Annotated in this window: 26 protein-coding genes; 16 read left to right on the forward strand and 10 right to left on the reverse strand. The window is 43.4% G+C overall.

Annotation, left to right across the window (positions count from 1 at the left end):
• Window positions 1–166 precede the first annotated feature (166 nt).
• Window positions 167–1,054 carry a ribose-phosphate diphosphokinase gene (gene prs / locus HGO26_RS19920; protein WP_168827418.1) on the forward strand — a complete coding sequence of 296 codons (888 nt, stop codon included), beginning with the start codon at window positions 167–169 and terminating at the stop codon, window positions 1,052–1,054.
• Between the two features lie 10 nt (window positions 1,055–1,064).
• Window positions 1,065–2,537 carry a nicotinate phosphoribosyltransferase gene (locus HGO26_RS19925; RefSeq protein WP_168827420.1) on the forward strand — a complete coding sequence of 491 codons (1,473 nt, stop codon included), beginning with the start codon at window positions 1,065–1,067 and terminating at the stop codon, window positions 2,535–2,537.
• A 157-nt stretch (window positions 2,538–2,694) separates the two neighbouring features.
• Here HGO26_RS19925 and HGO26_RS19930 read toward each other — a convergent pair whose 3' ends face one another.
• The 5 genes from HGO26_RS19930 to HGO26_RS19950 form a co-directional block, all read right to left on the reverse strand.
• Entirely contained in the window at window positions 2,695–2,955 is a 261-nt protein-coding gene (locus tag HGO26_RS19930) for a hypothetical protein (RefSeq protein WP_168827422.1), read from the reverse strand.
• 300 nt (window positions 2,956–3,255) lie between these two features.
• Window positions 3,256–3,429: a hypothetical protein gene (locus HGO26_RS19935; RefSeq protein ID WP_006082106.1), complete on the reverse strand. Its 174-nt coding sequence runs from the start codon at window positions 3,427–3,429 to the stop codon at window positions 3,256–3,258.
• Window positions 3,430–4,157: 728 nt separating this feature from the next.
• Window positions 4,158–4,880 carry a ChrR family anti-sigma-E factor gene (locus HGO26_RS19940; RefSeq protein ID WP_168827424.1) on the reverse strand — a complete coding sequence of 241 codons (723 nt, stop codon included), beginning with the start codon at window positions 4,878–4,880 and terminating at the stop codon, window positions 4,158–4,160.
• Window positions 4,873–5,535, reverse strand: coding sequence for a sigma-70 family RNA polymerase sigma factor (locus HGO26_RS19945; protein ID WP_168827427.1), 663 nt, complete (start codon window positions 5,533–5,535; stop codon window positions 4,873–4,875). The genes HGO26_RS19940 and HGO26_RS19945 overlap by 8 nt, the downstream gene beginning before the upstream one ends.
• Window positions 5,536–5,680: 145 nt before the next feature.
• On the reverse strand, window positions 5,681–6,232 hold the full coding sequence (locus HGO26_RS19950; protein WP_028759610.1) for an LON peptidase substrate-binding domain-containing protein: 552 nt from the start codon (window positions 6,230–6,232) through the stop codon (window positions 5,681–5,683).
• Between the two features lie 101 nt (window positions 6,233–6,333).
• Here HGO26_RS19950 and HGO26_RS19955 point away from each other — a divergent pair, with 101 nt between their 5' ends.
• Window positions 6,334–6,948, forward strand: coding sequence for a class I SAM-dependent methyltransferase (locus tag HGO26_RS19955; RefSeq protein ID WP_168827428.1), 615 nt, complete (start codon window positions 6,334–6,336; stop codon window positions 6,946–6,948).
• 289 nt (window positions 6,949–7,237) lie between these two features.
• A complete protein-coding gene (locus HGO26_RS19960; protein WP_168827430.1) occupies window positions 7,238–8,182 on the forward strand; it encodes a chemotaxis protein CheV in 945 nt (314 codons plus the stop codon).
• Window positions 8,183–8,366: 184 nt separating this feature from the next.
• On the opposite strand, the gene HGO26_RS19965 is transcribed toward HGO26_RS19960, so the two are convergent.
• Window positions 8,367–9,008 carry a hypothetical protein gene (locus HGO26_RS19965; RefSeq protein WP_168827433.1) on the reverse strand — a complete coding sequence of 214 codons (642 nt, stop codon included), beginning with the start codon at window positions 9,006–9,008 and terminating at the stop codon, window positions 8,367–8,369.
• Window positions 9,009–9,059: 51 nt separating this feature from the next.
• Window positions 9,060–9,419 (reverse strand): DUF2750 domain-containing protein, encoded by a 360-nt coding sequence (locus tag HGO26_RS19970; protein WP_028759614.1) that lies wholly within the window; start codon window positions 9,417–9,419, stop codon window positions 9,060–9,062.
• Window positions 9,420–9,849: 430 nt separating this feature from the next.
• Here HGO26_RS19970 and HGO26_RS19975 point away from each other — a divergent pair, with 430 nt between their 5' ends.
• Both HGO26_RS19975 and HGO26_RS19980 read left to right on the forward strand, forming a co-directional pair.
• Window positions 9,850–11,148, forward strand: coding sequence for a lytic murein transglycosylase (locus tag HGO26_RS19975; RefSeq protein WP_168827435.1), 1,299 nt, complete (start codon window positions 9,850–9,852; stop codon window positions 11,146–11,148).
• A 135-nt stretch (window positions 11,149–11,283) separates the two neighbouring features.
• The gene (locus HGO26_RS19980; RefSeq protein ID WP_105252202.1) at window positions 11,284–11,772 is read left to right on the forward strand and encodes an FKBP-type peptidyl-prolyl cis-trans isomerase; all 489 of its coding nucleotides are present in this window, start codon (window positions 11,284–11,286) and stop codon (window positions 11,770–11,772) included.
• A 194-nt stretch (window positions 11,773–11,966) separates the two neighbouring features.
• On the opposite strand, the gene HGO26_RS19985 is transcribed toward HGO26_RS19980, so the two are convergent.
• Complete coding sequence (locus HGO26_RS19985) at window positions 11,967–13,910, reverse strand: M1 family metallopeptidase (RefSeq protein ID WP_168827437.1); 1,944 nt, start codon at window positions 13,908–13,910, stop codon at window positions 11,967–11,969.
• 253 nt (window positions 13,911–14,163) lie between these two features.
• Between HGO26_RS19985 and HGO26_RS19990 the strand changes: the two genes are divergently transcribed.
• The 4 genes from HGO26_RS19990 to HGO26_RS20005 all read left to right on the forward strand — a co-directional run bounded on the left by HGO26_RS19990 (window position 14,164) and on the right by HGO26_RS20005 (window position 20,319).
• Window positions 14,164–14,391, forward strand: a complete 228-nt coding sequence (locus tag HGO26_RS19990) for a DUF3389 family protein (RefSeq protein ID WP_006082094.1) — start codon at window positions 14,164–14,166, stop codon at window positions 14,389–14,391.
• A 92-nt stretch (window positions 14,392–14,483) separates the two neighbouring features.
• On the forward strand, window positions 14,484–15,155 hold the full coding sequence (locus tag HGO26_RS19995; RefSeq protein WP_168827439.1) for an alpha/beta hydrolase: 672 nt from the start codon (window positions 14,484–14,486) through the stop codon (window positions 15,153–15,155).
• Window positions 15,156–15,518: 363 nt separating this feature from the next.
• Window positions 15,519–17,237 carry a bifunctional UDP-sugar hydrolase/5'-nucleotidase UshA gene (gene ushA, locus HGO26_RS20000; protein WP_131525008.1) on the forward strand — a complete coding sequence of 573 codons (1,719 nt, stop codon included), beginning with the start codon at window positions 15,519–15,521 and terminating at the stop codon, window positions 17,235–17,237.
• A gap of 421 nt (window positions 17,238–17,658) precedes the next feature.
• Window positions 17,659–20,319: a TonB-dependent receptor gene (locus HGO26_RS20005; protein WP_168827441.1), complete on the forward strand. Its 2,661-nt coding sequence runs from the start codon at window positions 17,659–17,661 to the stop codon at window positions 20,317–20,319.
• 89 nt (window positions 20,320–20,408) lie between these two features.
• Here the strand turns inward: HGO26_RS20005 and HGO26_RS20010 are convergent, their stop codons facing one another.
• Both HGO26_RS20010 and HGO26_RS20015 read right to left on the reverse strand, forming a co-directional pair.
• Window positions 20,409–20,768 carry a TraR/DksA C4-type zinc finger protein gene (locus HGO26_RS20010; RefSeq protein ID WP_028759621.1) on the reverse strand — a complete coding sequence of 120 codons (360 nt, stop codon included), beginning with the start codon at window positions 20,766–20,768 and terminating at the stop codon, window positions 20,409–20,411.
• A 187-nt stretch (window positions 20,769–20,955) separates the two neighbouring features.
• Entirely contained in the window at window positions 20,956–21,906 is a 951-nt protein-coding gene (locus HGO26_RS20015) for a tRNA-dihydrouridine synthase (RefSeq protein WP_105253104.1), read from the reverse strand.
• A gap of 267 nt (window positions 21,907–22,173) precedes the next feature.
• Between HGO26_RS20015 and HGO26_RS20020 the strand changes: the two genes are divergently transcribed.
• From HGO26_RS20020 to apt, 6 genes are all read left to right on the forward strand, one after another.
• Window positions 22,174–22,602: an HvfA family oxazolone/thioamide-modified RiPP metallophore gene (locus HGO26_RS20020; protein ID WP_028759624.1), complete on the forward strand. Its 429-nt coding sequence runs from the start codon at window positions 22,174–22,176 to the stop codon at window positions 22,600–22,602.
• A 116-nt stretch (window positions 22,603–22,718) separates the two neighbouring features.
• A complete protein-coding gene (locus tag HGO26_RS20025; protein ID WP_168827443.1) occupies window positions 22,719–23,588 on the forward strand; it encodes an HvfB family MNIO-type RiPP peptide maturase in 870 nt (289 codons plus the stop codon).
• Window positions 23,588–24,334: an HvfC family RiPP maturation protein gene (locus HGO26_RS20030; RefSeq protein WP_168827445.1), complete on the forward strand. Its 747-nt coding sequence runs from the start codon at window positions 23,588–23,590 to the stop codon at window positions 24,332–24,334. Before HGO26_RS20025 ends, HGO26_RS20030 begins: the two co-directional genes overlap by 1 nt.
• A gap of 150 nt (window positions 24,335–24,484) precedes the next feature.
• Entirely contained in the window at window positions 24,485–24,607 is a 123-nt protein-coding gene (locus HGO26_RS22485) for a hypothetical protein (protein ID WP_006082086.1), read from the forward strand.
• Window positions 24,608–24,688: 81 nt separating this feature from the next.
• On the forward strand, window positions 24,689–25,057 hold the full coding sequence (locus tag HGO26_RS20035; RefSeq protein WP_028759627.1) for a YbaN family protein: 369 nt from the start codon (window positions 24,689–24,691) through the stop codon (window positions 25,055–25,057).
• A 268-nt stretch (window positions 25,058–25,325) separates the two neighbouring features.
• A complete protein-coding gene (gene apt, locus HGO26_RS20040; RefSeq protein ID WP_211085974.1) occupies window positions 25,326–25,877 on the forward strand; it encodes an adenine phosphoribosyltransferase in 552 nt (183 codons plus the stop codon).
• The last annotated feature ends 30 nt before the right edge of the window (window positions 25,878–25,907 follow it).

Raw genomic sequence — 25,907 nt, forward strand, 5'->3', positions numbered from 1 at the left:
TGTCTAAAAGACACTATATGCCATTTAAGCATAACATTTCAGGTTGCTCCGTTTGAAATAGTCTAAAAATCAACTTTACACAATAATGTCTTTAAGACACTATTGTTCATGTAGACAACAAGGGCGTCGTCAATTTCGGCAATCTTGCCACAGACAGGAGGTTACTATGTCCCAACATATTCAAACGTCTCAAGATGCTTCTCACGCTCAATGTTCGCAAGCCGATTTTTATCGGTTACCCGCAGCTAGCGATGAGACTCACTACCGTTTATTTCAATTTGGTGCGGGGGAGAATCATGTTCAAATACTTGTTCCTCCTGCTAAACGAGTAACGATCTTTTTCAGTTATCGGGGCGATCATTCCATCATGCAGCTCTTGTTGTTAACTGATGCATTGCGTCGCAGTGGTGCCGAGCAAATTAATTTGCTACTGCCTTATATGCCGGGCGCTCGCCAAGATAGGGTGTGTAATGCCGGTGAGGCCTTGTCGGTAAAAGTCTATGCTAGCCTGATTAATCAGCAGCAATATGCTTCGGTCACTGTATTTGACCCTCACAGCGATGTCACCGCAGCATTGTTAGACCGAGTTCAGGTAATAGATAACCACAGTTTTGTCGCAGCGATCGCAGCCCAATTAACGGGGGAGCTAGTGTTAGTCTCGCCCGATGCGGGGGCGAATAAAAAAGTATTCGGCTTAGCTAAAGCGTTACAGGGAATGCCGGTGATCAGGGCCGATAAACATCGTGATGTGGTCAATGGCCATATTATCGCTACTGAAGTGTTCTGTGATGACTTGTCGGGTAAAACTTGTTTAATCGTTGACGACATTTGCGCGGGTGGCAGAACCTTTATTGAACTTGCCATCAAATTAAAGCAAAAGGGGGCTCAAAGCGTTATTTTGATCGTGTCACATTATGAAGATAAGGCCAGCGAGTTGGTACTGCGCGAGGCGGGCATAGACAGATTATTTTGTACCGATAGTTTAGGTGTCCCCACACATATTTCGAGTGAGTTCTGTCATTGCCATGCTGTTTTGAGTTATATGAATCATTAAGGAAAATATTATGTACTTGAATCCCGTTACTGCTATTGATGGCTACAAAGTCGACCACCGTCGTCAATATCCCGATAATACTCAGGTGATTTTTAGTAACCTGACCGCCCGTAAATCCCGTCGTGGTTACACTGACCAAATGGTGTTTTTTGGCTTGCAATATTTTATCAAGCATTTCTTGATTGACAGTTGGAACCGTGATTTCTTTCAACAACCTAAAGATCAGGTCATTCGTCAATTCTCCCGCCGTATCAATAACTATCTCGGGCCGAATAATGTTGGCACTCAGCATATTGAGGAGTTGCATGATTTAGGCTATTTACCAATTAAAATTATGGCATTACCTGAAGGCTCAGTGTATCCATTAAAAGTGCCTTGCTTGATTTTGTACAATACCGATGAGCGGTTCTTTTGGTTGACCAATTATCTCGAAACCATCCTTTCCGCTAATGTGTGGGGTATGTGTACCAGTGCCACTACCGCGCTGCAATACCGCAAAATATTTGAGACTTACGCGCTAGAAACCGATGGTGACATCGCTTTTGTTGATTGGCAGGGTCACGATTTTAGTTTCCGTGGCATGTATGGTGCAGAGGCCGCGATCATGAGCGGCGCCGCACATTTACTCAGTTTTACTGGGACTGATACCATACCCGCCATTGATTTTCTTGAGCAATATTACCTTGCCGATAGTGATAAAGAACTTGTCGGTGGCAGTGTGCCCGCAACGGAGCACAGTGTCATGTGCGCGGGTGGCATGGAGAATGAATTAGAGACGTTCCGCCGTTTGATTGAAGATATTTACCCTACAGGCATTGTCAGCATTGTTTCAGATTCTTGGGATTTTTGGCAGGTGATGACAGAGTTCACCTTAGCGTTAAAAGACCGCATTCTTGCCCGCGATGGTAAAGTGGTCTTTAGGCCTGATACCGGTTGTCCTGTGAAGATCATTTGTGGCGATCCACAAGCACCAATCGGGAGTCCCGAATATAAAGGCGCTATTGAGTGTCTGTGGGATGTCTTTGGGGGCAGTACAACTGCCAAAGGGTATAAAGCGCTGAATAGCCATGTTGGACTGATTTATGGCGACTCAATTACCATTGAACGTGCTGAAGCCATTTGTGCCGGCTTAAAGGCCAAAGGTTTTGCGTCAACCAATATTGTGTTTGGGATAGGCAGTTTTACCTATCAACACGTGACCCGAGATACTGACGGTTATGCCGTGAAAGCGACCTTTGCGAAAGTTGATGGTAAAGATAGAGAAATATTTAAAGATCCTAAAACTGATGATGGCACTAAAAAATCCGCTAAGGGTTTAGTAGCGGTATTTAAAGATGAGCAGGGTCAATTTTATCTTAAAGATCAAGCCAGCTGGCAAGATGTCAACAATTGCGAGTTTGTTCCCGTATTTGCCGATGGTGAACTATTAACTGAATATTCTTTGGCAGATATTCGCGCAAGGTTGGCAGAGTCTAGAAGTTGAGCTTATCGATTTGTGATTTTTAACGGCTATCGACAATAGCGAAGATAAAACTGGCAATGTGATTTCTATTAGGGTCATATTGTCAGTTAAGTTTTGAATTTATTTTACGTCGTGTAAGTAAAGCGCCCCATAAATAGTCAAATGCAAATACAAGCGATTAAGACAGTAACTGGTTCCGTTTAAGAATTTTATAGGTACGACGGCCAATGTTTTCGAGGTTTTTTAAATCTTTTAGGCTAGGCGTCACCTCACTAAATTGCCAATAACTGATTTCGGCATCTAACATTTCCAGCATTTTCTTCGAACAACCTAAACATTGTCCCTGGCACAGTTGTGCTTCTTCTAAATTGAGTGGAATAGTCTCTTTGATCTGGTGTATCAAGGTTTGCATGGCAATTTGAGTATTGGGTTTTGGCATAGATGATGTGCTGAACAGTATTCATGTGTATGAATATTAGCGGATGCTGCAATGGAAAGAGGTGATCTAACGCTGGATTTGACTCATTTGGTTCGGCAGGTATCTGTGTGAGAGAGATACAGCCTGAACCAAATGTGCTCGTCATAATGACGTAAAAAAGGATAGCGTGTTCGTGACATTCGGCTATCAGTCTACTTAAGTGCTCGGTACTGCGAAGATAATGGAAACCGATTAAATACACTTGAGTAAACGGGTACTACGGTATTAATTTTTAACTTATCGTTTTACTTACTTTTTGACTTATTTGTTCGCGGACAATAACCATTTCATAAAGCTGATGGCTTCTGTACGTTTAGAAAAAGTCTGTCTGTTTTTACCTTGACGATCGGTAAAAGCAATTGAGGTTTTATTTACTGAGATTGAATCTACAGGGAAGTTCACTGTAATTTCATGTCCATTAATTTTGTATGACATATGCCACACTCCTTTTTGTTAATTCACCCATAGGTGAGATAGTTGTAACTATAAAATATCCTTAGCAATTGTGCGAAAGATTCGTTCTATTGAGTATCGAGGTTACCCCATCTTTGATTCATTAATCAAGAGATGCTTAATCGATAAATATTTCATGTTGTCGATTAAGTCAATGGAATAACTCGATTCAACCAGTTGACCATAGCTTAATGACAATACTATGACAACAAGGGGAACGGTAAGTTCACAGACATAACCACATGATTTTAGTGATATCGAATGATTGAGCTTATGGGGTTTTGCTTGTAGTAGGCTTTCTTTATGAGGACCGAACTCTGATTGCTAAATATCAGGCTGGGTTAAAAAGGTAAACAACAAGGTGTATCTCAAAACGACGTGCAGTATATCAATAAAAATGGCTTATGCAAGTTTAATTTTTATTCGATGTCATTATTTATTTGCTAATGTTGAATTAAAGTGTATTTTTCGTGGCTATTCACTTGATTTAAAGGGGAAAGGTCAGGTCGGTTTGTGCGTTGTTTTTTATTTTTGTGGTAATTGACTAAGATTAATATTGCCGTTTTATAGGCAAATGTTATAAAAAAATCCCACTAAAACAGGTCATTTTAATGGGATTAATCGTAGTCAGTTATGTAATGGACTCATTAAACTGAATTTATAAATGAATCTATGCGTTTGCTCTTGTTTAAAAAACTCAGTCAAAAGGTTTAATAAATTAGTTCACCTATGGGATTGAGTAGCTTACTCAGACCTTTGGTAAAATGCAGCGGTGCATCTAATACTGTGTAGCATAAGCAACCGTTAATGGTTTTCGGTGAGTGATGATGTTGGCCGTCAAGCACGATAAAATCACCTGGCACATAGTCACCATTTAGATCGGAAAACTCTCCGGCTAGTAATAGTGTTAGTTCATAACCTTTATGGGTATGTTGGGGGATTTCACCTTGGGCATCTATATGCAATAGGCTAGCGCGGGTGTTCGTTTCGTCGACATCAAAACGCATGCGACTGACTTTGCCTAATATTTGCCATGGACGGGCCAAATGCTGACGAAACACCGAGGGCACAGTGTAATGCTGTTGCTTTATGTCGACATCGATAGGGGCGTTATTAGGCACATTTGTCGCTGCCGGTTGAGCCATGATTTGCGCCATCATAGCGTCAATGTCCAATGCCGATTCTTGATTGTCGCCTGAGTGTTGCACCTCAACATACTCTCTGTGCATCAACTCTTCGCCCGTATCATTTGCAGCATGACCGCCATCAGGATTTAATGCTAAATTTGCAGCTTGTTCTGTGAATAGGGCAAGCTGCTCTCGACAAGTCTCACATAGGTGGCAGTGTGCGGATATTGCTATCGCCATTGATAAAGGTAAGTTCCCATTGGCATGGCTCACGAGTAATTCTTGTTGGGGATGATGCTTAATCATTGTGTGTCTCCAAGAAGCTTTTCAACTTTTCTAGCCCTAATCTTAAACGGGACTTTATGGTCCCAATTGGTACCTTTAGGGCATCGGCTAGCTCTTGTTGAGTGAGTTCTTGCATGTAAATGCCTTGCACAACTTGTCTTTGTGCTATGGGAAGGGCATCAAGATGTTGGAGTAATTTAGCCGTCAACTTGTGATCAGCGAGTGTGTCCTGAGCCATGGTCGCATCACACAGCGGCCAAATATCATCACCGAAAGTATCTTCTCTATTGTGTTGTACCCGTCTAAGCATATCGAAACATTGATTACGCATGATGGTAAACACCCAAGTTGTCACTGACCCTTTTTCTGCATTATATAGATGAGCCTTAGTCCAAACGCTGGTCATGGTTTCTTGTACTAAATCCATCGCCAACCCTTGTTGATTCAGTCTTTGTAAACCAAAGGCTCGGATCTTGGGCATGAAATGCTGGAATAAGTGACCAAAGGCGGCTCTGTCTCGGTTGTCTGCTACTTGTAGCATAAACGTGATTAAAGCATCCGCTTGAGGCTCGCAGGTTTGGGAAGCTGGAATTTCGTTATCCATAGCCGAATTAGTCAGAGACGTGATTGGGACATGATACCGAGTTTGCCTGCTTTGTGATTGAATATTTTCCATTATTTTCGCTCTTATCGCAGTCGTGAGTGCTGAGTGTGATATCAGTAACGACAAAATTGAGAAGTGTGTTGCACTTCTGAGCCCATTTTTGCTGTCAAACTTTCAATCAATACGAAGTGGCTTAAATAAAGGATCATTCACAGTATTATTTAATGACGGCGCGCAATAGATCTCGGGTCATAATATGATCTAAGGCATTAATGCAGGTGTACTTTTCGGATGCTTGTACGGGTAATATTTCTAGCCAGCGCTGGCAGACCCAAGCGATATCATCGAACTGTTCTGTTTGGTAGTGCTTGAGATGTTGCGGATATTCCTTAAGAATGTTTTGTAACATTTGACTCAAGTAACGTTCATCGGTCGCAATACGTACAGCAGGCCAATTGTCGATTAAACTGACGTCTCCGCGCTTTAAACCATCAGCTTCGACACTGATTTTATCAAGTTTAAAGCGTTTTGAACCTTGAATACTGATCCCTAATAGTCCGTCTGGTAAGGTTTCAAAATCAATAATATGCACTAAGGTGCCTATGGGCTGAATGGTTTTACCATCCTCTTCAAGCATACATAAGCCAAAGCCTTGGCCTGACTTTAATGATTCGGCGACCAAGCGCTTATATCTAGGTTCAAATACCCGCAGTTGCGTGTAACCTTCGGGCAATAAACAAATGGGTAATGGAAAAAGAGGTAATTTCATCGTGGCCTCTGGTGAACTTATGTTCCTATCATTACGTACCATAATGGCAGTTCGATCAGTAAAATTATTCAACAGTAGTTTACCCATAGTGAGAGGATGGCATGAAATTAAATCCATTTGAGAAAAAGATCGTTCAGCATCCATTACGTTTTTGGCTACAAAATCATCTCGAAGCGCCCTTATTGACCTCTATGATGCCAAAACCTATGGCTTTGTGCGAACGCGCGTTAGAAATAGGTTGTGGGTTTGGTAACGGCATTCAGTTGATCCGCGAACATTTTGGCGCGGGACATATCACGGCCGTGGATATCGACCCTGACATGGTTGCCTCCGCACAATCCCGCTGGCAATCTCGGCCGCAAGGATTAAAAGGGCTGAGTTTCTCGGTTGCTGATGCAACATGTTTACCCTTTGCCGATAGCGAGTTTGATATGGTGTTTGATTTTGCCGTATTTCACCATATTCCAGAGTGGCAAGCGGCCATTAAGGAAGTTGTAAGGGTGCTGAAACCGAACGGATACTTTGTGATAGAGGATTTATATCGTGCCGCAATTTGTAACCCATTGAGCCGGCGCTTATTTGAGCATCCACAGCAGAATCGCTTTGATCATAGTGATTTGTTAACGGTATTGCGCCAGCTGGGATTTGAGATTGTCCGCGATAGAAATGCCTTTAATCTTGCGGGTATGGTGCTCGCCCAGAAAATATTGCGTTAGGCGTTAGAGTTGATGCTTAACCTAAATTGAATCGTTAGGATTAAATGATAGCGTTAACACTAAGACCAAATATTAGCAATGCCGCGTATTATCTGAAGATATCAGCTTAGGGATGCAGATATCTGAGATGCGCTAAACGAAGTTTATGGCCGAACTTTGCGAGAGTGGTTGTAATTTTTAGATAAAATAGACTCTCGGCATGGTTCTTCATGGGAGTTTACCGCTATAATTTGAGCTAATCCGTCGCATGTGGGGAAAGGATTTTCCTCAAGAGTAGAGAAGCAGCATTATGGCAAACGTACTTGCAACCGTAGATCAGCGTACCAAACTCGTTGGTGAGAACCGACTTGAGTTGTTGCTCTTTAGCATTAATTCCACGCAGTTATTTGCCATTAACGTCTTTAAAGTCAAAGAAGTCGTCAAGCTTCCTCCCTTGAATGCAATGCCGGGTAGTCATCCGCATATTTCTGGTATTGCTAATATTCGTGGGATTTCTATCCCCGTGATTGATTTACGTTCGGCCATAGGGTTTAAGCCCGTGCCGCCTAACGAAGATGCCAATATGATCATCACAGAATATAACCGTAGTGTGCAGGGGTTCTTAGTTGGTAAGGTTGAACACATTATCAACATGACTTGGAGCGATATTATGCCGCCGCCGAAAACGGCTGGGCGTAATAATTATCTAACGGCAATTACTCGCATAGAGCATCAAGGTCAGTCGCAGTTAGTGTCTATTATCGACGTAGAAAAAGTCTTGGCGGAGATCATTCACTACGATATCCGTTTATCTGAAGGTGTACTCGACGAAACCTTAGTCCATGAAATGCCTGGCAGAAAAATCCTGATTGTGGATGATTCATCGACCGCCAGACGTCAAGTGCGTGAAACGTTAGGCCAACTGGGTATCGAAATTATTGAGGCATCTGATGGCTTACAAGCACTGACGTTATTGCAGAAATGGCGCGATGAAGGTAAACAAGTTGCCAAAGAATTATTGATGATGATTACCGATGCCGAAATGCCCGAAATGGACGGTTACAAGCTCACTTCTGAAGTGCGTAGCGATAAAGCTATGTCGGATTTATTCATCACCTTAAATACTTCGTTGAGTGGCAGTTTTAACCATGCCATGGTTGAAAAAGTGGGCTGTGATAAGTTTATTTCTAAGTTCCAACCGGATTTGCTGGTGGAAGTGGTGCAAGAAAGATTAAGACAAGTGATCAATCACTGATCGCATTTTGAGATTCGAACTATCGGTGATTGACCTTGAGTCGATCATCGATAGGTTCGGCGCTTTGAATGAACGCTTTAATAACAGTTTTTAATACGGTCTTTGAATCACATTCTTTTAACTGCTACTTTTTCAACTGCTTTTCTGCAAACATCTGCCAACCCACTACCTATAACTCGCTAGATTATAACGCTAATTCGGCTGCTACATCGTGTAATACTTGGCGCTTCATTTCTTTGGCGGCGGCGATATGGATACGGGCGAGCCTTAAGGCATAGTTGAATCTTGCTCGGCCGACGAGGCGCACAAGTTCGGCAAAAAACTGTGGATCTAAGGTGAATTGCGTCGAATAGTATTGGATAGCGGCATTGACTGAATTAAAAGTCACGCCATCGAATTCAAAACCTGCGCTATAACCTTGGTCGTCAATTTCTTCGCCCTCTAATACCAGTGGCCAACCGGGCGCATTGATACGGTCGCGGGCAATTTGGTACATCATCCAAGCACTTTTTTTAAAACCTTCAAACACTTTGCAGGAGAATTCGGACTCAGCAAGCTCTTCTTCGGTCCAATTAATCCCAATGGCGAGGTGTTTCGCATAAATACGCATCAGTGCATCTTTGACGGCCATACGACAATCCCAAATGGAGCTAAGAGTATGTTGTTTGGCTAATCGCAAACATTCGCTGCAGGCGGGCACAGCTAATGAAGAATGTGGTGTATGTGTGTGTGCAATATATTCGAAGTGTTGATGGCTCGGTTCGCCACAAAACCAGCAGGTATGGCGTTTGTCGAAGGGAATATCGATAAGCGGAATAGCAGACATCAAGGAATGAGCACCTCAGTCCTTGATATCATCAATGGCATACTGAAGCGATTAAACTTCTTCAACATCAACCAAATCTTTTGCTAAAACAATTGGATCAAGTTCAAGACAATCTTCATCGGTTTGCCAATCAACACCGATCAATACACCATCGTCGTTTAGATCTGAGACCCAATATTCTAGAAATTCTTCTAATGAAATAGAAACGGGTTGATAGTCGTGCCATTCGTCGCTGCAATGGGATTTTGCAGTAGCTTCATTTGACCATAATGGCATCACATCTGTGTCTTCAAATTCTGAAGAATCACAAACGACCCAGCCTTCGCCAGTTTCATCCATTAGACCCCAAAGCGTCTGATGTTGTTTTACATTTTTGATAAAGCCAGCCAAAGCCGCATTGATTTCAGTCATGATAGGTCTCTTTGATGTGTGCTGTTAACTTATCCATTATACGGTAACGTGCTGCGATACCAAGGGATTCTTTGTTAAGATTTTTTTTGTGTTGGATAACTGAGCAATAAGCCTATGCCGCAAGGTATTTATGGCGATAAGGATTGTGTTACGTGTCACTATGGGTCAGGATTATTGGTAATGAGTCGCCTTGGTACTGGCTATTTTACTGACTAAATGTGGCTCAGATAGGGGCTTTACGTGGTGGAGAAACGTGTCTTCTATGCTTTTGGCCGTTAAAGGTGTTTTGGATTCTAACCTTTAACTCGTTATGCCAAGGCGAATATCTCTCTAGGGCAATTCCCTCTTGAAGACGGAATATTGTCGTGTTTAGCCACAGCAGTGTGATTACTGTGTCATTGTTGTGAGATCAAATATTGGAGTTGTTGATTTGATTAAAATTAAAGGGTTAACTTATCTGTTTGCGAGTATTGCCGCCTGTGTCAGTCTGAGTGCCTGTTCAAGTGCGCCAACGGCGAGTGCTAATGCAACCAGCTCTAAAGCAAGTGGCATAGCTGCTGAAGTCAATCAAATGCCCGATATCAGTGTTAGTGTACAATCTAATGCTGAGGCGTTTCCAATGTGCTTGACTGGACTGCAAGCGCGGGCACGTGCAGAAGGCCTGTCAGAGGCGACGATAAACTCTACCATTGCGAACTTGAAATTTGTCCCTCGAGTGATTGAGCTGGACCAACAGCAACCCGAATTCAGCCAGACATTTGATAATTATTTCAGTAAGCGCGCGACCGAATGGCGGGTCAATGAAGGCCGCCGCTTATTGCAAAAGCACAGTGTTCTACTCAATCAATTAGCGCAAAAATACGGCGTTCCGCCGCAATATATCTTGTCTTTTTGGGGGCTGGAAACGAACTACGGTTCCTATAAAGGCAAAATGTCGGTATTGAATTCGCTGGCGACTTTGGCCTGTGAGCCACGCCGTAGCAATTATTTCACCATAGAGCTGATGCAAGCCTTAAAACTGAAAGAAAAGTATCAGTTCGATGATGACACTATGGTGGGATCATGGGCAGGTGCTATGGGACATACGCAATTTATGCCTTCTGCGTATGCCAAATATGCGGTCGATGGCGATGGCGATGGTAAGGCCGATTTATGGAATAGCACTACAGATGCGCTCACTTCTGCCGCGAATTTTTTACAGCACTTAGGTTGGCAGCGTAATCAGCGTTGGGGGCGTGAAGTCTTGTTGCCAAAGGATTTTAGTTACAGTCATTTAGGTGCGAAACAGCCCTTGTCGTTATCTGAATGGGCTGCGCTCAATGTAACGCAGTCGAATGGGCAACCTTTGCCTGCCGTCGATATTCAAGCTGCGCTGTATTTGCCTGCGGGACACACAGGCCCAGCATTTTTAGGTTATGAGAATTTTAATGTGATCATGCGTTGGAATCGCTCCGAATTTTATGCCATTACGGTAGGGCACTTGGCCGATCGTATTAATGGTGGACAACCCTTGACAGTCAGTCCGCCTGAGCAACCACGCCTAAGCCGCGAGCAAGTAAAGCAACTGCAAACAAAACTGAACGAGGCTGGATTTGATGTTGGTAAGCCTGATGGCGTGTTGGGACGTAACTCTATGGCAGGGTTGCAAGCCTTTCAACGTAGCAAACAGATGATTGCCGATGGCTTCCCAAGCCCAGAGGTGTTTACCGCTTTAGGACTATCACTGTAGTTACTGTCACTGTAGCCAAAGAGCGCTCGCTACGGGTTTTGAGTGCTTTGAGGCCGGATAAAAAAGTGGAGTGAAAAGCGCAGTTTTGTTAAGCTCGGCCCACAATTGAAATCGAAGAAAATCAAAGGATATTCGATGAGCATTAAAGACGATATGGTTGTGCAGTTTAACTACACACTGCGCGACGAGAAAGGTGAAGTGATCGAGACGAACGAAGGTCGCGATCCTATTGCCTATTTACACGGTCATGACAACATGATGCCTGGTGTAGAAAACGCGATAAACGGTAAAGCCATAGGTGAAAAGTTCACTGTAACCTTGCCTGCCGCTGAAACCTACGGTGAGCGTGTAGCTGATGCTGACGCACACCAACGTGTGTCAGTTAAGCATTTACTGGGTGCGACTGTGTGGAAACCAGGCATGACAGCTGTGGTTAATACCGACCAAGGTCAGCGCCAAGTGACTATCGTTAAAATGGGTAAGTTTATGGCGACTGTGGATGTAAACCATCCATTAGCCGGCCGCGAACTGACATTTGATATTGAAGTCGTAGGTGCCCGTGATGCGAGTGATGAAGAAATCGCCCACGGTCATGCCCATGGTGCAGGTGGTCATCACCACTAATCTTTAGGCTTCGGGCTCGGCTTCGAACTTGGCTTTTATCTGACTCAATGTGAGTGGAGTATAAGTTCAGTATGAGTTGAATGAATCGAGGCTAAAGATTAAATAGCAAAAGCCCAAACCTAGGTTTGGGCTTTTTGTTTTTATGGTGCTAATGGCTTAATGATTGTCGCAACCGCTAATGGCTCTTTATCTCGCTAATGGCTATGTTCATGCTCGAGTGGTTTGTCGGCAAACATCATATCTAGGCTTGCTTGGGTTTGGGGATGGTAGCCGCTGTGAGCCTTGAGATAGACACTCTTGGCCCAGTCGTATTTATCAGAGCTTGCTAGCTTTTGATATAAAGGCACGATTAAGCGCATGCGGCCAATATGGGTTAAGTGTTGTTTTAATGCGGGTAGTACTGCGTAATAGCCGTTGTCTAGGGCGAGTGAATACCATGCGAAAGCAATTTCACTGTTGCCAGTGCCCGTAAAATGGAACGCCTTATCTAGCTCGGCAAGTTTGGTTTGATCTAGATTGATCCTTGGCATTTCATTGATGAATCTTAACCACTGGTGGACTGTCCAAGTGCTGGTTTTCAACTCGCTTGCACTGAGTTTACCCTCGAGCCAAGTTTGTCTTTGAGCATCAATATCATCGAAGGCATGGGAATTAGGCGGCACAAGAAATGACGGTAAACCTTGACCTTCAATCCAAGTATCCACTTCGCCTTCACTGACAAGATGGGGATATTTGTTTAATAGATTCAAAGATAAATATTCACGGAATTGCGCCGTAGTAATACTCTGAAATGCAAAATGATCGAAGTAGCTTTTTACAAAAGTGTCGAAGCGTTCACGGCCAAATTTTTGCTCTAAAAATATTAAGAACAACTGGCCTTTTACATAAGGGACACCGCTGAAGGCTTCGTCGGGCGAACGTTTACCGAGATTGAGATGTAGCACTGAATCGGCAGGAGTAAGTTCTGCAAGCTCGGCAAGCAATTCAGAGTAGCCGATGGTTTGCTCCATCAGCGCTCGGTCACGACCATAGAGATCTTCCATGATGCGGTTCTCAACATAGGTCGTAAAACCTTCATTAAGCCAGAGATCGCGCCAAGTGGCGTTGGTCACTAAATTACCCGACCACGAGTGCGCAAGTTCGTGGGCGATGAGGCTCACTAAGCTTTTATCACCCGCGATCACTGTGGGTGTAATAAAAGACAAACGCGGGTTTTCCATGCCGCCAAAGGGGAAACTTGGTGGCAAGATAAGTAAGTCATAACGTCCCCAAGGGTAATCGCCATAACGTTTAGCCGCGATTTTGATCATTTCTGGCGTGTCGGCAAATTCTTTGCTCGCTTTGTCGAGGATCTCTGGCTCAGCCCAAATGCCCGAGATGTTATCTAAGGAAGCAAACTTTAGATGTCCGGCCGCAATAGCAATCAAATAAGCTGGAATAGCCTGCGGCATAGTGAATTGGGTCTGAGTGCTCGACAGGGTCTTGCGATCGGCACTCATGACCACAGTTATGGCTTTATCGGCAGTAATTGTTGCGCTATAGGTTTGGCGAACGGCTGGCGTATCTTGCAGTGGGATCCAACTGCGGGCGTGAATCGCCTGACTCTGACTGAACATAAAAGGCAACTGTTTACCTTGGGTTTGCTCAGGGGTTAACCATTGAATACCAGACGGATTATTCGATGTGTGGTAATTGATTTTGACCTTTTGACTATTTTCATCAGCAAGTTTGATGGTCAGCGCCGCGCCTTTTACAGCGTCCGCTTTGGCTAACGTGAATGGCATGCTTTGCCATTTCCCCGCTGTATTTAAAGCACTTACGCTGTTAATCGTCAGATCTCGAGTATCTAAGATGAGTTCTTTCCCCGCCTTATGCCAAGCTAAATCGAGGGTGGCTTCACCGGATAAGCGGTTTTGCTTAAAATCAACTACAAGGGCTAGTTCCAAATGACTCACGCTGACTTCAGTGTAATTGGCGTAGGTCAGTGCATCTTGGTTCTGCTGCGTATCAGCTTGTACAACAGTGGCAGTAGGCTCAGTGGTTAAGGTATTTGGAGTGCTATTGGCATAAGCGCAGGGAATTAGTTGCAGGGCAAAGACTAGGGTGCTGTAAAGGACGGTTCGACGAAGTGAAAGCATTATTTATAGTAGCCTAATGATGAAGTATGTTAGTTCGAGTTTGGGGCGATAAGACCATCAATTCAGCTTGGTTTTCTGTTAACCCACTCTATTAGCGCAAAAGTTTACCTGATAATTCACTGGATTTGTTATCTCACTGTTAGCTCAAATGTAATCAAACTTTAATGGCTTGAATGCTGGTCAGGAAATGCCATCGGTAAAAGAGCACAAGTTTGCTATGATGACGGCGTTTTCACATAGGGCGGTTATCATAATGGTGTTAGATTTTTCGCAGGGTAAGTTAATCGTTACTGAGTTCGAGGTTCAAGTGCGCCTCAACGTTGCCAGTATCGTACTGCAAGCGAGTGCTGAGGATATCGGCTTGAGACGTCAGCCTCCTATGCTGATCGCCGATGGTGGCGGTGTACGTTGGAGCTTAGTATTGGACTCAAATGCTCAGTTACGTGCGATTCAAGATGTGCTGGGCATGGATGCTGAATAACCTGTGCCCGAGTGGTGATGAGTGTTTAACGTATAGATTTATCATCATTTTTTAGTTGATGAGTGTTTAATATCGAATTGGGAATTTTTAGTATGTCAGTTTTTCTTGAGCGTATTGTTGTCGAACCTAAGACTCCTGCTACGGCTGTGGTTATTTGGTTACATGGATTAGGGGATTCGGGGGCCGGATTTGCTCCCGTAGTGCCTGCATTAGGCTTACCTGTAGATCATGCTATTCGATTTATTTTTCCCCATGCACCAGAGCAAGCCGTGACCATTAATGGTGGCTACGTTATGCGCGCTTGGTACGATATTAAAAGCATGGATTTGCATGACAGAGCCGATATGCAAGGCGTGCTTGAGTCGGAAAAAATGGTTGCCGCATTAATTAATGAACAAATTGCGGCGGGTATTGCGAACCAACGTATCGTATTAGCGGGATTCAGTCAGGGGGGAGTAATGAGTTTATTCTCTGGACTGCGTTTCCCTGAGCCACTTGCAGGGATTATGGCGTTGTCTTGCTATTTGCCGACGGGCGATGTGTTACCCGCTGAAGTAAGTGCGGCGAATCGCAATACACCCATATTACAGCAACACGGTCTACAGGATGATGTTGTACCATTATCCGCTGGAATGTTAGCAAAAGAAGCCTTAACGGCGGGCGGCTATCATGTTACGTGGCAGACTTATCCTATGCCACATTCTGTCATTCCTGAACAATTGAAAGCGATTTCTAAATGGTTATTACAGCGATTTGAAATGTAGACAAGTCTAATTGCTGATAAAAACAGCATGCGGTAAGTTGAAATTTACCCATGCTTGTTTTTTTAAAGGAACAATCGCGATGTTTTTTCATATTTCCTAAGTTATTTATAACAAACGATTAAAATCCATTTATTCCATTTTTATTTTGTATTCTCTAAATATATAAAAATCAGTTATTCAGCTTATTTTTTATATGAAACAAATCCTTCTTAAAATGCCCGCTAAATTTCATATAAATGTCAAGTTTTTAATAAAAATGACACAATTTATCTTTATTATTTGCTATTATCCGTGACGCTGAACTTGATGGAGTTCACGGCAATCTTTCTATGATAAAATAATTAAAATCAAGGGGTTGATGTAATGAGACATATGCTTATTAAAGGATTAGTTGCAACTGCTGTTCTCGCTGCACTTGCGGGTTGTAATAATAGTGATGACGATAAAGTTCCAACAACGTGTGCTGAAGCGGGAAGTGCTTGTAAAACGTTTACCGTTTTACATACCAATGACAACCATGGCCGTTTCTGGGAAAACAGTGATGGTGAATACGGTTTAGCCGCTCAGAAAACTCTGGTTGATCAAATTCGTGCAGAAGTGAGTAAGAATGGCAGTCAAACCTTATTATTATCTGGTGGTGATATTAATACGGGTGTACCAGAATCTGATCTTCAAGATGCCATACCAGACTTTACGGGCATGAATAAAATTGGTTATGACGCCATGGCTGTTGGTAACCATGAGTTTGACAATCCGTTATCAGTACTTGATATGCAGCGTCGCCTTGCTGAATTCCCTATGTTAGCGGCGAACATTTACCGTAAAAATGCCGAAGGCAAACCTGGCGAACGTTATTTTGATGCCTATAAAGTATTTGACATTAATGGTCTTAAAGTTGCTGTTATTGGTTTAACGACAGAAGACACTGCTAAGATTGGTAATCCAGAATACATTAGCGATCTAACATTCACCGATCCCAAGGTGGAAGTTGCTAAAGTGATTAAAGAAATTAAAGATGCCAAAGCAGCAGATATCATTTTCGCTACCACGCACATGGGTCATTACGCAGATGGTAAAAATGGTAGTAATGCCCCTGGCGATGTGGCTATGGCTCGCGCATTGAAAGAAGGGGATTTACAAGTTGTTATCGGTGGTCATTCACAGAATCCAGTGTGTATGGAACCGGGAACTGACAACAAAGCTTATGCAGCCTTTAAGCCTGGTGATGCATGTGCACCTGATAAACAAAATGGCACTTGGATCATGCAAGCCCATGAATGGGGTAAATATGTTGGCCGTGCAGATTTTGAATACTTTAACGGTGAACTCCATCTAGCGAGCTACAAGCTTGTCCCTGTGAATATGCGCAAACTGGATGATGCTGGTAAGAAAACTGCTGACTTAGCTGGCACTAAAATTGAACCGGATTCAGAGTTAAAAGAGCTGCTTTCTTACTATCAAGAGAAAGGTCAAGCTAAGTTAGACGAAGTCATTGCGACAACGGATGCCCTGTTAGATGGTGAGCGTGCAAACGTGCGTAATAAGCAAACTAACTTAGGCCGTATGTTAGCGATGGCACAAAGTGCTAAAGTGACTGCTGATTTTGGTGTAATGAACTCAGGCGGTGTACGTGCATCTATCCAACCAGGCAACATTAGTTACCGTGACGTGCTGACTGTTCAGCCATTTGGTAATATGGTTACCCTTAACGAAATGACGGGTACTGAAGTTGCTGCTTATTTAGGCGCAGTCGGCAGTCTTCAAGTTGGTTCTGGTGGTTATGCACAAATCACTGGTGTTAAAATGACCATTGACTGTGTGGCTAAAACAGCCAACATCAGCGACATCGGTGGCAAGGATTTTAGCCCAACAGCCACTTATAAGTTCACTGTACCTAGCTTTAATGCTGCGGGTGGTGACGGTTATCCTAAACTAACCAGCCCAATTCAAACGGGTTTTGTTGATGCTGATTTACTCTATTCTTTCTTGAAAGAGAAACAAGTGATTAAAGCTGCTGACTACAATCCTGTAGGCGATATTGTTTATGAGAACTCAAAAAGTGTTGAAGGTTGCCAACTTTAAGTAATCAATCATTACTCAGTGTTTCAATATTAATGCCACTCAAATGAGTGGCATTTTTTATGGTTAATTAATATTGAACTAAGTGTAAATTAATATTCAGCGTTTTATTTACGATACACTTTGATTCATTTGTGGCGTGAGTTTCTCGGTGTTCTTTTGGTTAACAATTGATATTTATTGTATCAAATTAAATATTTAATATATTCAACAGGTCTGCATTGCTTAACCCCATGATGTATATCCGGATATCTTATATTCAAGTTGATTTATTTTGTGTCAATTTGTTTTGATTTGAGATTAATTGTTTTTAATGGTTGACTTAGATGTTGCGCATTAACATTATCCCTACAGCGAAATAGAGTTCGCTTGCCAAATATAAAAATAACAAACATAGGGTTTTATTTACCTCAAGGAGAGATTAATGCGCTATTTAAGTTTAACGGCCAAAGCTGTTCGTACTAGTTTAATTACAGTGGCGACAAGCAGTGTGGTTTTTTCTGGAATAGGCTTTTCTGCAGCGGTAAATGCGGCAGAAGAAAATGCGAAAGTTGAACGCATTGAAGTGACGGGTTCTCGTATTAAACAAGTTGATATGGAAACTGTTTCACCCGTGACTGTCATTAATGCTGCGGATATTGCCATGACGGGTGAAAAAACCGTTGCTGACGTATTGAATAACTCTGCGATAAACAGCTTTGGTTCTTGGCGTGGTATTTCTGGCTATGGATCAGGAGCAAGCTCAACCAGTGATGTCAATTTACGTGGTTTAGGATCGTCTGCGACATTAGTGTTATTAGATGGACGCCGTATGCCGGGCACTAGTTCGAGCTCTGGCTCTGTGGCCGATACATCTTCTATCCCTATGGCTATCGTGGAGCGTATTGAAATCCTGCGCGATGGCGCCTCGGCAGTATATGGTTCCGATGCGGTTGCGGGCGTGATAAACATTATCACTAAGAAGGAGTTTGAAGGGTTTCAGTTTGATTACAGCACTGAGCAGCCAAGTGTGGAAGGAGGCGATGCCAACCGTTTATCACTTGCAACAGGCTTTAATACTGATAAAGGCAATATCACGCTAACCTATGAATATTATGATACTAAAGCGGTAATGGATCGTGATATTTGGCGAATGGACGATTCAAGTTATAACGCATATAGTGGATATAGCTCAGTACCAAACGGTAAATATGGACCAGGCAATGGTAGCTGGTATAGTAATTCAGATATATGTGAAAAAACGGAAAATACCATAGACTCAGGTGATGGTCGTTGTTTATATAATCATGGTAATGTCACTAAGTTATTTGGCGATCAAACTCGTAATTCGCTGTTATCTAATTTCTCCTATGAGATTTCTGAGAATATAAAATTCCGAGGCCGTGCTTCTGCTTCATTAGCAGAAACTGAAACCCGTTATGCGGGTACGCCAGTATCAACGAATACCCCTGTGATGAGTGCCGATAATAAGTTTAATCCAGTTGGCGAAGAATTAGTGATTTCTATGCGAGGCGCGCAACTTGGCGAGCGAGATACATTAACTGAAACCAACAACTTTGATATTCTAGGTGGCTTTGTTGGTACAATAGATTCAGGGAATGGTATCGACTGGGAATTAAATGCCCAGCACGCAACATCGACGACAAATAGTTTTAACTATAATTTACTCAATGACGATATTATTCAGCAAGAAATTGATTCAGAGCAATATGATATTTTCAATACCTCTGGCATGAGTTATGAGCAGTGGGATCAACAGATGACAGATCTGTATCGTAAAGCTGCGCATACTGGGGTTTATCAGGGCAAATTTGAAAGTACTCAATTGGATGGTCTTGCTTCGACCTTACTGCTCGATGACGGTGATCTTTCGGTCGCTATGGTCGGTGGTCTTGAATATGAAATGATCAAGTTTAAGCAAACCAGTGATCCAGAATCGGCCGCGGGTATTATCTCCGGCGGTTCGGGTGGTGATGATGTGGATGCCACGCGTGACCGTAGTGCCGCTTATTTGGAACTCCAAGTTGGCTTACCCGCGAATGTTGAGTTTTCTGCCGCAGTACGTTATGAGCGCTATGAGCAGGAAGGAACTCTCACAGGGCCTCAGGGGGAAGTCGTTAATTCATCGACCTTCGATGCCGTGGTGCCTAAGTTTGGTTTAAGCTGGCGTCCTATAGACACGTTATTACTGCGTGCTAGCTATGGTGACTCATTCCGTGCGCCGAATATGAGCGAAATGTTCTCGTCTCAATCCTTGAGTTTTGAGAAGGGTGTTGATTCTTTATGGTGTAATGAACCTGGTAACGTGGATGCCATATATTGCGCGACTAATAATCAACACAAAACCTGGTATGGAGGGAATCCTGATCTAGAGGCTGAAGAGGGCAACTCGTTAACCTTTGGCGGCGTTTGGAATGTTACTGACGCATGGAACTTGGAGTTATCTTATTACTCAATCACCTATGACAACAAAATTGAGTCAATTGATGTGGATGATATCCTGCGTGATGAAATCAAGAATGGTTCTTCTCCCTATGTGACGCGCGGTCCTGATGGCAAGATTGAATATATTGAAGCCGGAGTTCGTAACTTAGCTACAGTTGAGACCTCAGGTATCGATTTTGTTACGGCTTATAACTTAGAAACAGGCTTTGGGGATTTCAATTTTAAACTGGATTTAACTCATGTGCTTGATTTTAAAAAGCAGGATAACGCTGAAGCAGACATGATCGACTACGCAGGGTCGACTGACTCGCCCGATTGGCGCGGTAACTTTGCGACCAGTTGGAAATACGATGATTTCTCTGCCGCATGGACAGTTGTTTATATTGGTAGTCAATCAGCAAGTTATTTCAACGAGTTAGAAGAAACCGACCGTTATGTTGATTACGATAATTACTTTAAACATAACATTCAGTTTGGTTATACCCATGCTTATAACGGCTCTATCACAGTAGGGGTGAATAATGTGTTTGATGCTGAAACACCAAACTATTACACCTATGCCGATTATCGCGATGTGAATGTGGGTTTATATGATGTGTTAGGTAGAACGTATTACCTGAGAATAAACCAGAAGTTTTAGGTTGTCCGCCCTCCCTGGATAACTCAAACCTCCGCTTGCGGAGGTTTTTTTGCTTATAAGTCAGTTTACTGGATGTCGAATGAGCGCTATCAATGCGTGAGGCGCAGTTCGTGGCGGTGTTCATGCTGATAATGCTCGGCGCAGGAGGTGCAGCGTTGTTCGGTGGGATCTTGGCTTAAGCGTTCGCTTTCAATTTCTGCCTCACAATCCGAGCAAAGACCGTAGAGACCTAAGTCGAGCTGGCAAAAGGCGGCATCAAGTTTATTTAATCGGCAAAATAGTGGGTGTTCAGCCAGTGGTGTCTGAGCCAATTTATCAATTAATTCTGCCAGACTCAGGCTAGCGTAATGCTCCCCTATGGCTTCGAGGAACAGAGGGAGCGCGCCTATTTCTTTCCTTAGATTAGCTTCAAGCTCTGACAATTCATGTCTGATATGGGTGGTGCTCACGTAAAATCGCCTATTTCATTTGACTCTAGGCGTCCAGTCTAATAGTTCCACTATCAACGACTATGATAAAGATCAAGTATCTGCCACATTTTCGGTTTTTTAGCCGTTAAAAATCGAAAAAGTACTTCATTCTTATCGCATTATATGTGCTACGGCAAAAGCCCTTTTATCACACATATCGTCGCGATTATTCGTCGCATAAGTTCCGTTGCGCCGTTTCTAATACGCGGACTATTTCTTCCGTTGTTTTAAAGACTCGCAGTTCCCTAAACAAGGTATCGGCTTCGGGATATTGACGGTTGAGATAGGTGAACCACTGTTTGATCCGGGCTGGATAATAGTCACTCTTACGGCCATTGAGTTCCCTTTGGGTATAACTGAGCATGAGCCCTAAGGTTTGCGCCCAAGTATAAGGAGTGGCTCCTGTCTTGATAGTATCAGCCAAGTTCGGCAATGAAATTGCCCCGCGGCCGATCATGATACTGTCGCAGCCCGTGACTTCGATACAACGCTTAGCATCGTCACTGTTCCAAATTTCACCGTTGGCGATCACCGGGATTGGCAAACGTTTGCGTACTTCGGTGATGTATTCCCAATAGGCTGGCGGTCTGTAACCGTCGACTTTACTGCGCGCATGGATGGCAAGTTCAGTTGCACCGGCTTCATACACTGCAATGGCGTTTTCCATAAACAGTGACTTATCTTCATAGCCCAAACGTATTTTGGCCGTTACGGCATGCTCTTTTGGTACTGCTTGACGCATGGCTTTGACAATATCGTGCACACTCTCAGGATATTGCAATAATACGGCGCCACCTTTACTGCGGTTAACAATTTTTGCTGGACAGCCAAAGTTTGCATCAACACCGTGTGAGCCTAACTCAATGGCACGTAGGGCATTTTCGCCCATACATTGGGGTTCTTGACCAAGCAATTGTACTCGTACTGGCGTACCTGAAGGGGTGTTGCCGTTGTTGAGCAGTTCAGGACACAGTTTGAGAAAGACCTTTTCAGGCAGCAGTTGGTCTACCACTCGCACAAATTCGGTGACGAGCAAATCGTAGGGATTGATGGTCGATAGGATGTCACGCATCAAAGCGTCTACTACGCCTTCCATTGGAGCCAAAATCACACGCACTGCAGTAAACCCATATCAGTTGCAAAGGGCGAGCATTCTACCTGATCAGCCCTAAGTTACAAAGTGGCCTTGTGAAGGAGGATGAATAGGTACGCCAATAAATAAAATCCAAGCTAAACTGATTGTCCTAGCAGGATATTTTTACCATTTCTGTGACTTAGTGATATTTTTTGCAATAGAATCGAAATAAGGCAGGTCTTTTGTTGTAAGCCAGCTACTTAAACTGTTGTTGGTCATTATTACTCAATAAACAAGAAGGGATTATTTATGAATTCAGTTAAAAAAACAGCAGTTGCAGTAGCGTTAGGTTCAGTTGTGATGAGTTCAGCTTTTGCTGTCAATGCACAAACTAACCCATTTGGTTTTGAAGCTATGGATGCGGGCTATCAAATTGTCGGTTCAGAAGGCAAATGTGGTGAAGCCAAATGCGGCGCAGACATGAAGAAAGCCGCCGCTGAAAAAGCCAAAGAAGGTAAGTGTGGTGAGGCTAAATGCGGTGCTGAGATGAAAAAAGCGGCTGCAGATAAAGCTCATGAGGGGAAATGTGGCGAAGCGAAATGCGGTGCTGACATGAAGAAAGCCGCTGATAAGGCCCATGAAGGTAAGTGTGGTGAAGCGAAATGTGGCGCTGATATGAAGAAAACCGCCGAAAAAGTGGATGCTAAAGTCGAAGCCGTTAAAAAAGAAGTGAAGTAAAGCGGGTTTGTTTTATCCCTGCAGTTATTGGGATAATTGAGCTTAAAGAGGCCAGCCAGCGCTGGTCTCTTGTGTTTTATTCTTAAGCGATTACAGGTTAGCGTTCGTGAGGTTCTATGAATGATCAAAAAAATACGGCACAGGTAGGGCTGGGGTTAAGGCGAGAAATGCTCAGTGAATTTTGTTTACAGGTGCCTGATGCTATTAATTTTTTTGAAGTGGCGCCTGAGAATTGGATGACCTTAGGTGGTAAATTTGGCCGCCAATTTCGTGAGTTGACTGAGCAACATACTTTCTACTGCCACGGTTTGAGTTTATCCATTGGTAGCCCTGAACCCTTAGATCTCGCGTTTGTAAAAAATATCAAAACCTTTATGGATTTACACCAAATCCAAGTCTATTCCGAACATTTAAGTTATTGCTCAGGGCAAGGTCACTTATATGATTTAATGCCTATCCCTTTTACCGACGCTGCAGTGAAGCATGTGGCGGCGCGGGTCAAGAAAGTAGAAGATATTCTAGAGCGGCCGCTTATTTTAGAAAATGTGTCTTTTTATGCCGCTCCAGGTGCGCAAATGACAGAACTTGAATTCGTTAATGCCGTGCTGCAAGAAGCCAATTGTAAAATGTTACTGGATGTGAACAACATCTATGTGAACTCGATAAACCATCAATACGATGCCGATGCCTTTTTACAGGCCATGCCGACGGAGCGCATCGCTTATCTACATATTGCTGGGCACTACAAACAAGCTGAAGATCTGCTCATTGATACCCATGGCGCAGCCATTAACGATCCCGTCTGGACATTATTACAGCGCTGTTATGCCTTGCATGGGGTAAAACCGACGTTGCTTGAGCGTGACTTTAATTTGCCGACAACCGCTGAATTGTTGCTCGAGATAAATCAAATTCACGCTTATCAAATGGCGGCGTCCAGCTCCCATGCCCAAAATAGTGCTCATGCCGTAAAGAGGAGCGCCTAATGGATTTTAAGCAAGTGCAGCAATCCTTTATCGATTATATCCGCGATCCCTCTTCGCCATTGCCCGCGGATACTGATGTCCGGCGTATGCAGGTTTACCGCGAGTTATTTTTTAATAATGTGCTGGGATTTGTGTCGAACGGCTTTCCCGTGCTTAAAAGTTTGTATTCTGAGGAGGAATGGCTGACTTTGGTGCAGCGTTTTTTCAGTCAACATGATTGCCAATCGCCGATTTTTATCGACATCGCGGGCGAGTTTTTAGATTTTTTACAGCAGGAATATCAACCCACGGCGAATGATCCTGTTTTTATGCTCGAATTAGCGCACTATGAATGGCTAGAGTTGGCCGTCGCGGTCGCACAGGCGAGTGAGGATGAATCTCAACTCAGCTCAGCGCAAATGTCGACGCAGACTTTATGTTTGTCGCAGACGGCGAGGGTAGCGCAGTATCATTTTGAGGTGCAGCACATTCGTCAGGATTATCGTCCGCAGCAACAACTCGATACGCTAGTGTTTTTTTGTCTCTATCAAGATGCCGATTGCGAAGTGTGTTTCCTACAGTTAAATCCCTTAAGCGCACAGGTGCTGGCATTTCTTCAAGCTCAAGGCCAAGCGGTTTTTAAAGAGATAGTTGATTGGTTAACAATCACTTACCCTCAAATGGCGCCAGAGATTATTGAGCAAGGTTGTATGCAGTTACTCGAGCAATTAGCGGCCAAAGGGATAGTGCGCGGACGTCAGTCTTAAGGTTGGGTTTATTGCCGAAATAAATGCAATAACCCTACATTTAGAGGGTTTTTATTAATTTGACAAACCGCTACAATGTCGGCCGTTTTGTGATATCAATCACTGTACGATTCCTGCGCACTTATACTTGCACATACTAGAGGAGCTGTAATGAGTAGTCAGCCGTTTAAAGACCCATTTAATTTTTTGTATTTTATTGGTTTTATTTTAGTTTTACTGTTGCCGACTCTGCCAGCAAGTCTGTCTTGGTTAAAGCATTTAGGTTTAATTTAAGCGAGCGTTAATCTCTAGCGCGTAGCCTATTGGCCACTCTTCGAGTGGCTTTTGTTTTTCCGATAAAGGGCATTTAAACCTATGGTATTAAAGCGCGGATTATTTTTACTGTTAGGCTTAACCGCTTTAGTCTTAGGTTTAGTCGGTATCGTGCTACCGATATTGCCGACCGTGCCTTTTATCTTGCTTGCTGCCTTCTGCTTTGCCCGCTCGAGTGAACGTTTACACCATTGGTTGATGACACATCCCTGGTTTGCCGACGCCTTAACCCAGTGGCAAGAGCAGCGAGCAATGCGTAAGGGATTGAAACGCAAAGCCATGATAGTTAGCGCACTCAGTTTTAGTCTCAGTATTATTGTGGTCCCTATCCTTTGGGTAAAAGGCCTGCTGTTTGTCATGGCGTTGATCCTACTTTGGTATCTTAAAGGTATACCTGAAATAGAGGGATGATTGAGTGATTGAATGGGCTCAAGTGCTGTGACTGAAAGTTTAGTCGTGTTCTTGTTGAGGCTATTTAACTGAGTGCCAACAGGGTTTGATCTAAGGCACAAATTGATAACCTTTCCATCACTTGTGCATTGTGATTGTTGCAACTAAAACTAAAGCGGCATAAGCTTTGTCCGACTTTCGACAATGCGTCCACCCAGTGTGGACGTTTTGTTTTATACCGCCACCGCTAGGTTGGTGAATTGATTAAGTAACTTATTAAGCAAATATGATGGCTATGAATACAGAAACCTTATCCTTGATAAAGCAAAGCATTAAAACGATTCCTAATTATCCTAAGGAAGGGATTTTATTTCGAGATGTCACCAGTTTGCTTGAGAATGCAGCAGCCTATAAAGCGACCATCGACTTGTTAGTTGAACATTATCGTGGTCAAGGCTTTACCAAAATTGTGGGCACTGAAGCCCGTGGTTTCTTATTTGGTGCACCGTTGGCTTTAGAATTGGGTATCGGTTTTGTACCTGTGCGTAAACCCGGTAAATTGCCGCGTGCAACCATCAGCCAAAGCTATGAACTGGAATACGGACACGATAGCCTAGAAATTCATACTGATGCGATTAGCGCAAATGACAAAGTGCTCGTTGTTGACGATTTACTCGCCACTGGCGGTACTATCGAAGCGACCGTTAAACTGATCCGCCAACTCGGCGGTGAAGTTAAACATGCGGCCTTTGTGATCTCATTACCTGATTTAGGTGGTGAAGCACGTTTAACCACATTAGGGCTTGAGTTGGTTAAACTTTGTGAGTTTGAAGGCGAATAAATCTGCAGCTAAAGGCGCCTTGGGATAGTT

Source organism: Shewanella oncorhynchi (assembly GCF_012584455.1).
Lineage (GTDB): Bacteria > Pseudomonadota > Gammaproteobacteria > Enterobacterales > Shewanellaceae > Shewanella > Shewanella oncorhynchi.

Bases quoted from the DNA above. Each gene is read 5' to 3' on its own strand.
- prs (WP_168827418.1), top strand. From the start codon at position 167: ATGTCCCAACATATTCAAACGTCTCAAGATGCTTCTCACGCTCAATGT.
- HGO26_RS19925 (WP_168827420.1), top strand. From the start codon at position 1,065: ATGTACTTGAATCCCGTTACTGCTATTGATGGCTACAAAGTCGACCAC.
- HGO26_RS19930 (WP_168827422.1), bottom strand. From the start codon at position 2,955: ATGCCAAAACCCAATACTCAAATTGCCATGCAAACCTTGATACACCAG.
- HGO26_RS19935 (WP_006082106.1), bottom strand. From the start codon at position 3,429: ATGTCATACAAAATTAATGGACATGAAATTACAGTGAACTTCCCTGTA.
- HGO26_RS19940 (WP_168827424.1), bottom strand. From the start codon at position 4,880: ATGATTAAGCATCATCCCCAACAAGAATTACTCGTGAGCCATGCCAAT.
- HGO26_RS19945 (WP_168827427.1), bottom strand. From the start codon at position 5,535: ATGGAAAATATTCAATCACAAAGCAGGCAAACTCGGTATCATGTCCCA.
- HGO26_RS19950 (WP_028759610.1), bottom strand. From the start codon at position 6,232: ATGAAATTACCTCTTTTTCCATTACCCATTTGTTTATTGCCCGAAGGT.
- HGO26_RS19955 (WP_168827428.1), top strand. From the start codon at position 6,334: ATGAAATTAAATCCATTTGAGAAAAAGATCGTTCAGCATCCATTACGT.
- HGO26_RS19960 (WP_168827430.1), top strand. From the start codon at position 7,238: ATGGCAAACGTACTTGCAACCGTAGATCAGCGTACCAAACTCGTTGGT.
- HGO26_RS19965 (WP_168827433.1), bottom strand. From the start codon at position 9,008: ATGTCTGCTATTCCGCTTATCGATATTCCCTTCGACAAACGCCATACC.
- HGO26_RS19970 (WP_028759614.1), bottom strand. From the start codon at position 9,419: ATGACTGAAATCAATGCGGCTTTGGCTGGCTTTATCAAAAATGTAAAA.
- HGO26_RS19980 (WP_105252202.1), top strand. From the start codon at position 11,284: ATGAGCATTAAAGACGATATGGTTGTGCAGTTTAACTACACACTGCGC.
- HGO26_RS19985 (WP_168827437.1), bottom strand. From the start codon at position 13,910: ATGCTTTCACTTCGTCGAACCGTCCTTTACAGCACCCTAGTCTTTGCC.
- HGO26_RS19990 (WP_006082094.1), top strand. From the start codon at position 14,164: ATGGTGTTAGATTTTTCGCAGGGTAAGTTAATCGTTACTGAGTTCGAG.
- HGO26_RS19995 (WP_168827439.1), top strand. From the start codon at position 14,484: ATGTCAGTTTTTCTTGAGCGTATTGTTGTCGAACCTAAGACTCCTGCT.
- ushA (WP_131525008.1), top strand. From the start codon at position 15,519: ATGAGACATATGCTTATTAAAGGATTAGTTGCAACTGCTGTTCTCGCT.
- HGO26_RS20005 (WP_168827441.1), top strand. From the start codon at position 17,659: ATGCGCTATTTAAGTTTAACGGCCAAAGCTGTTCGTACTAGTTTAATT.
- HGO26_RS20020 (WP_028759624.1), top strand. From the start codon at position 22,174: ATGAATTCAGTTAAAAAAACAGCAGTTGCAGTAGCGTTAGGTTCAGTT.
- HGO26_RS20025 (WP_168827443.1), top strand. From the start codon at position 22,719: ATGAATGATCAAAAAAATACGGCACAGGTAGGGCTGGGGTTAAGGCGA.
- HGO26_RS20030 (WP_168827445.1), top strand. From the start codon at position 23,588: ATGGATTTTAAGCAAGTGCAGCAATCCTTTATCGATTATATCCGCGAT.
- HGO26_RS22485 (WP_006082086.1), top strand. From the start codon at position 24,485: ATGAGTAGTCAGCCGTTTAAAGACCCATTTAATTTTTTGTATTTTATT.
- HGO26_RS20035 (WP_028759627.1), top strand. From the start codon at position 24,689: ATGGTATTAAAGCGCGGATTATTTTTACTGTTAGGCTTAACCGCTTTA.
- apt (WP_211085974.1), top strand. From the start codon at position 25,326: ATGGCTATGAATACAGAAACCTTATCCTTGATAAAGCAAAGCATTAAA.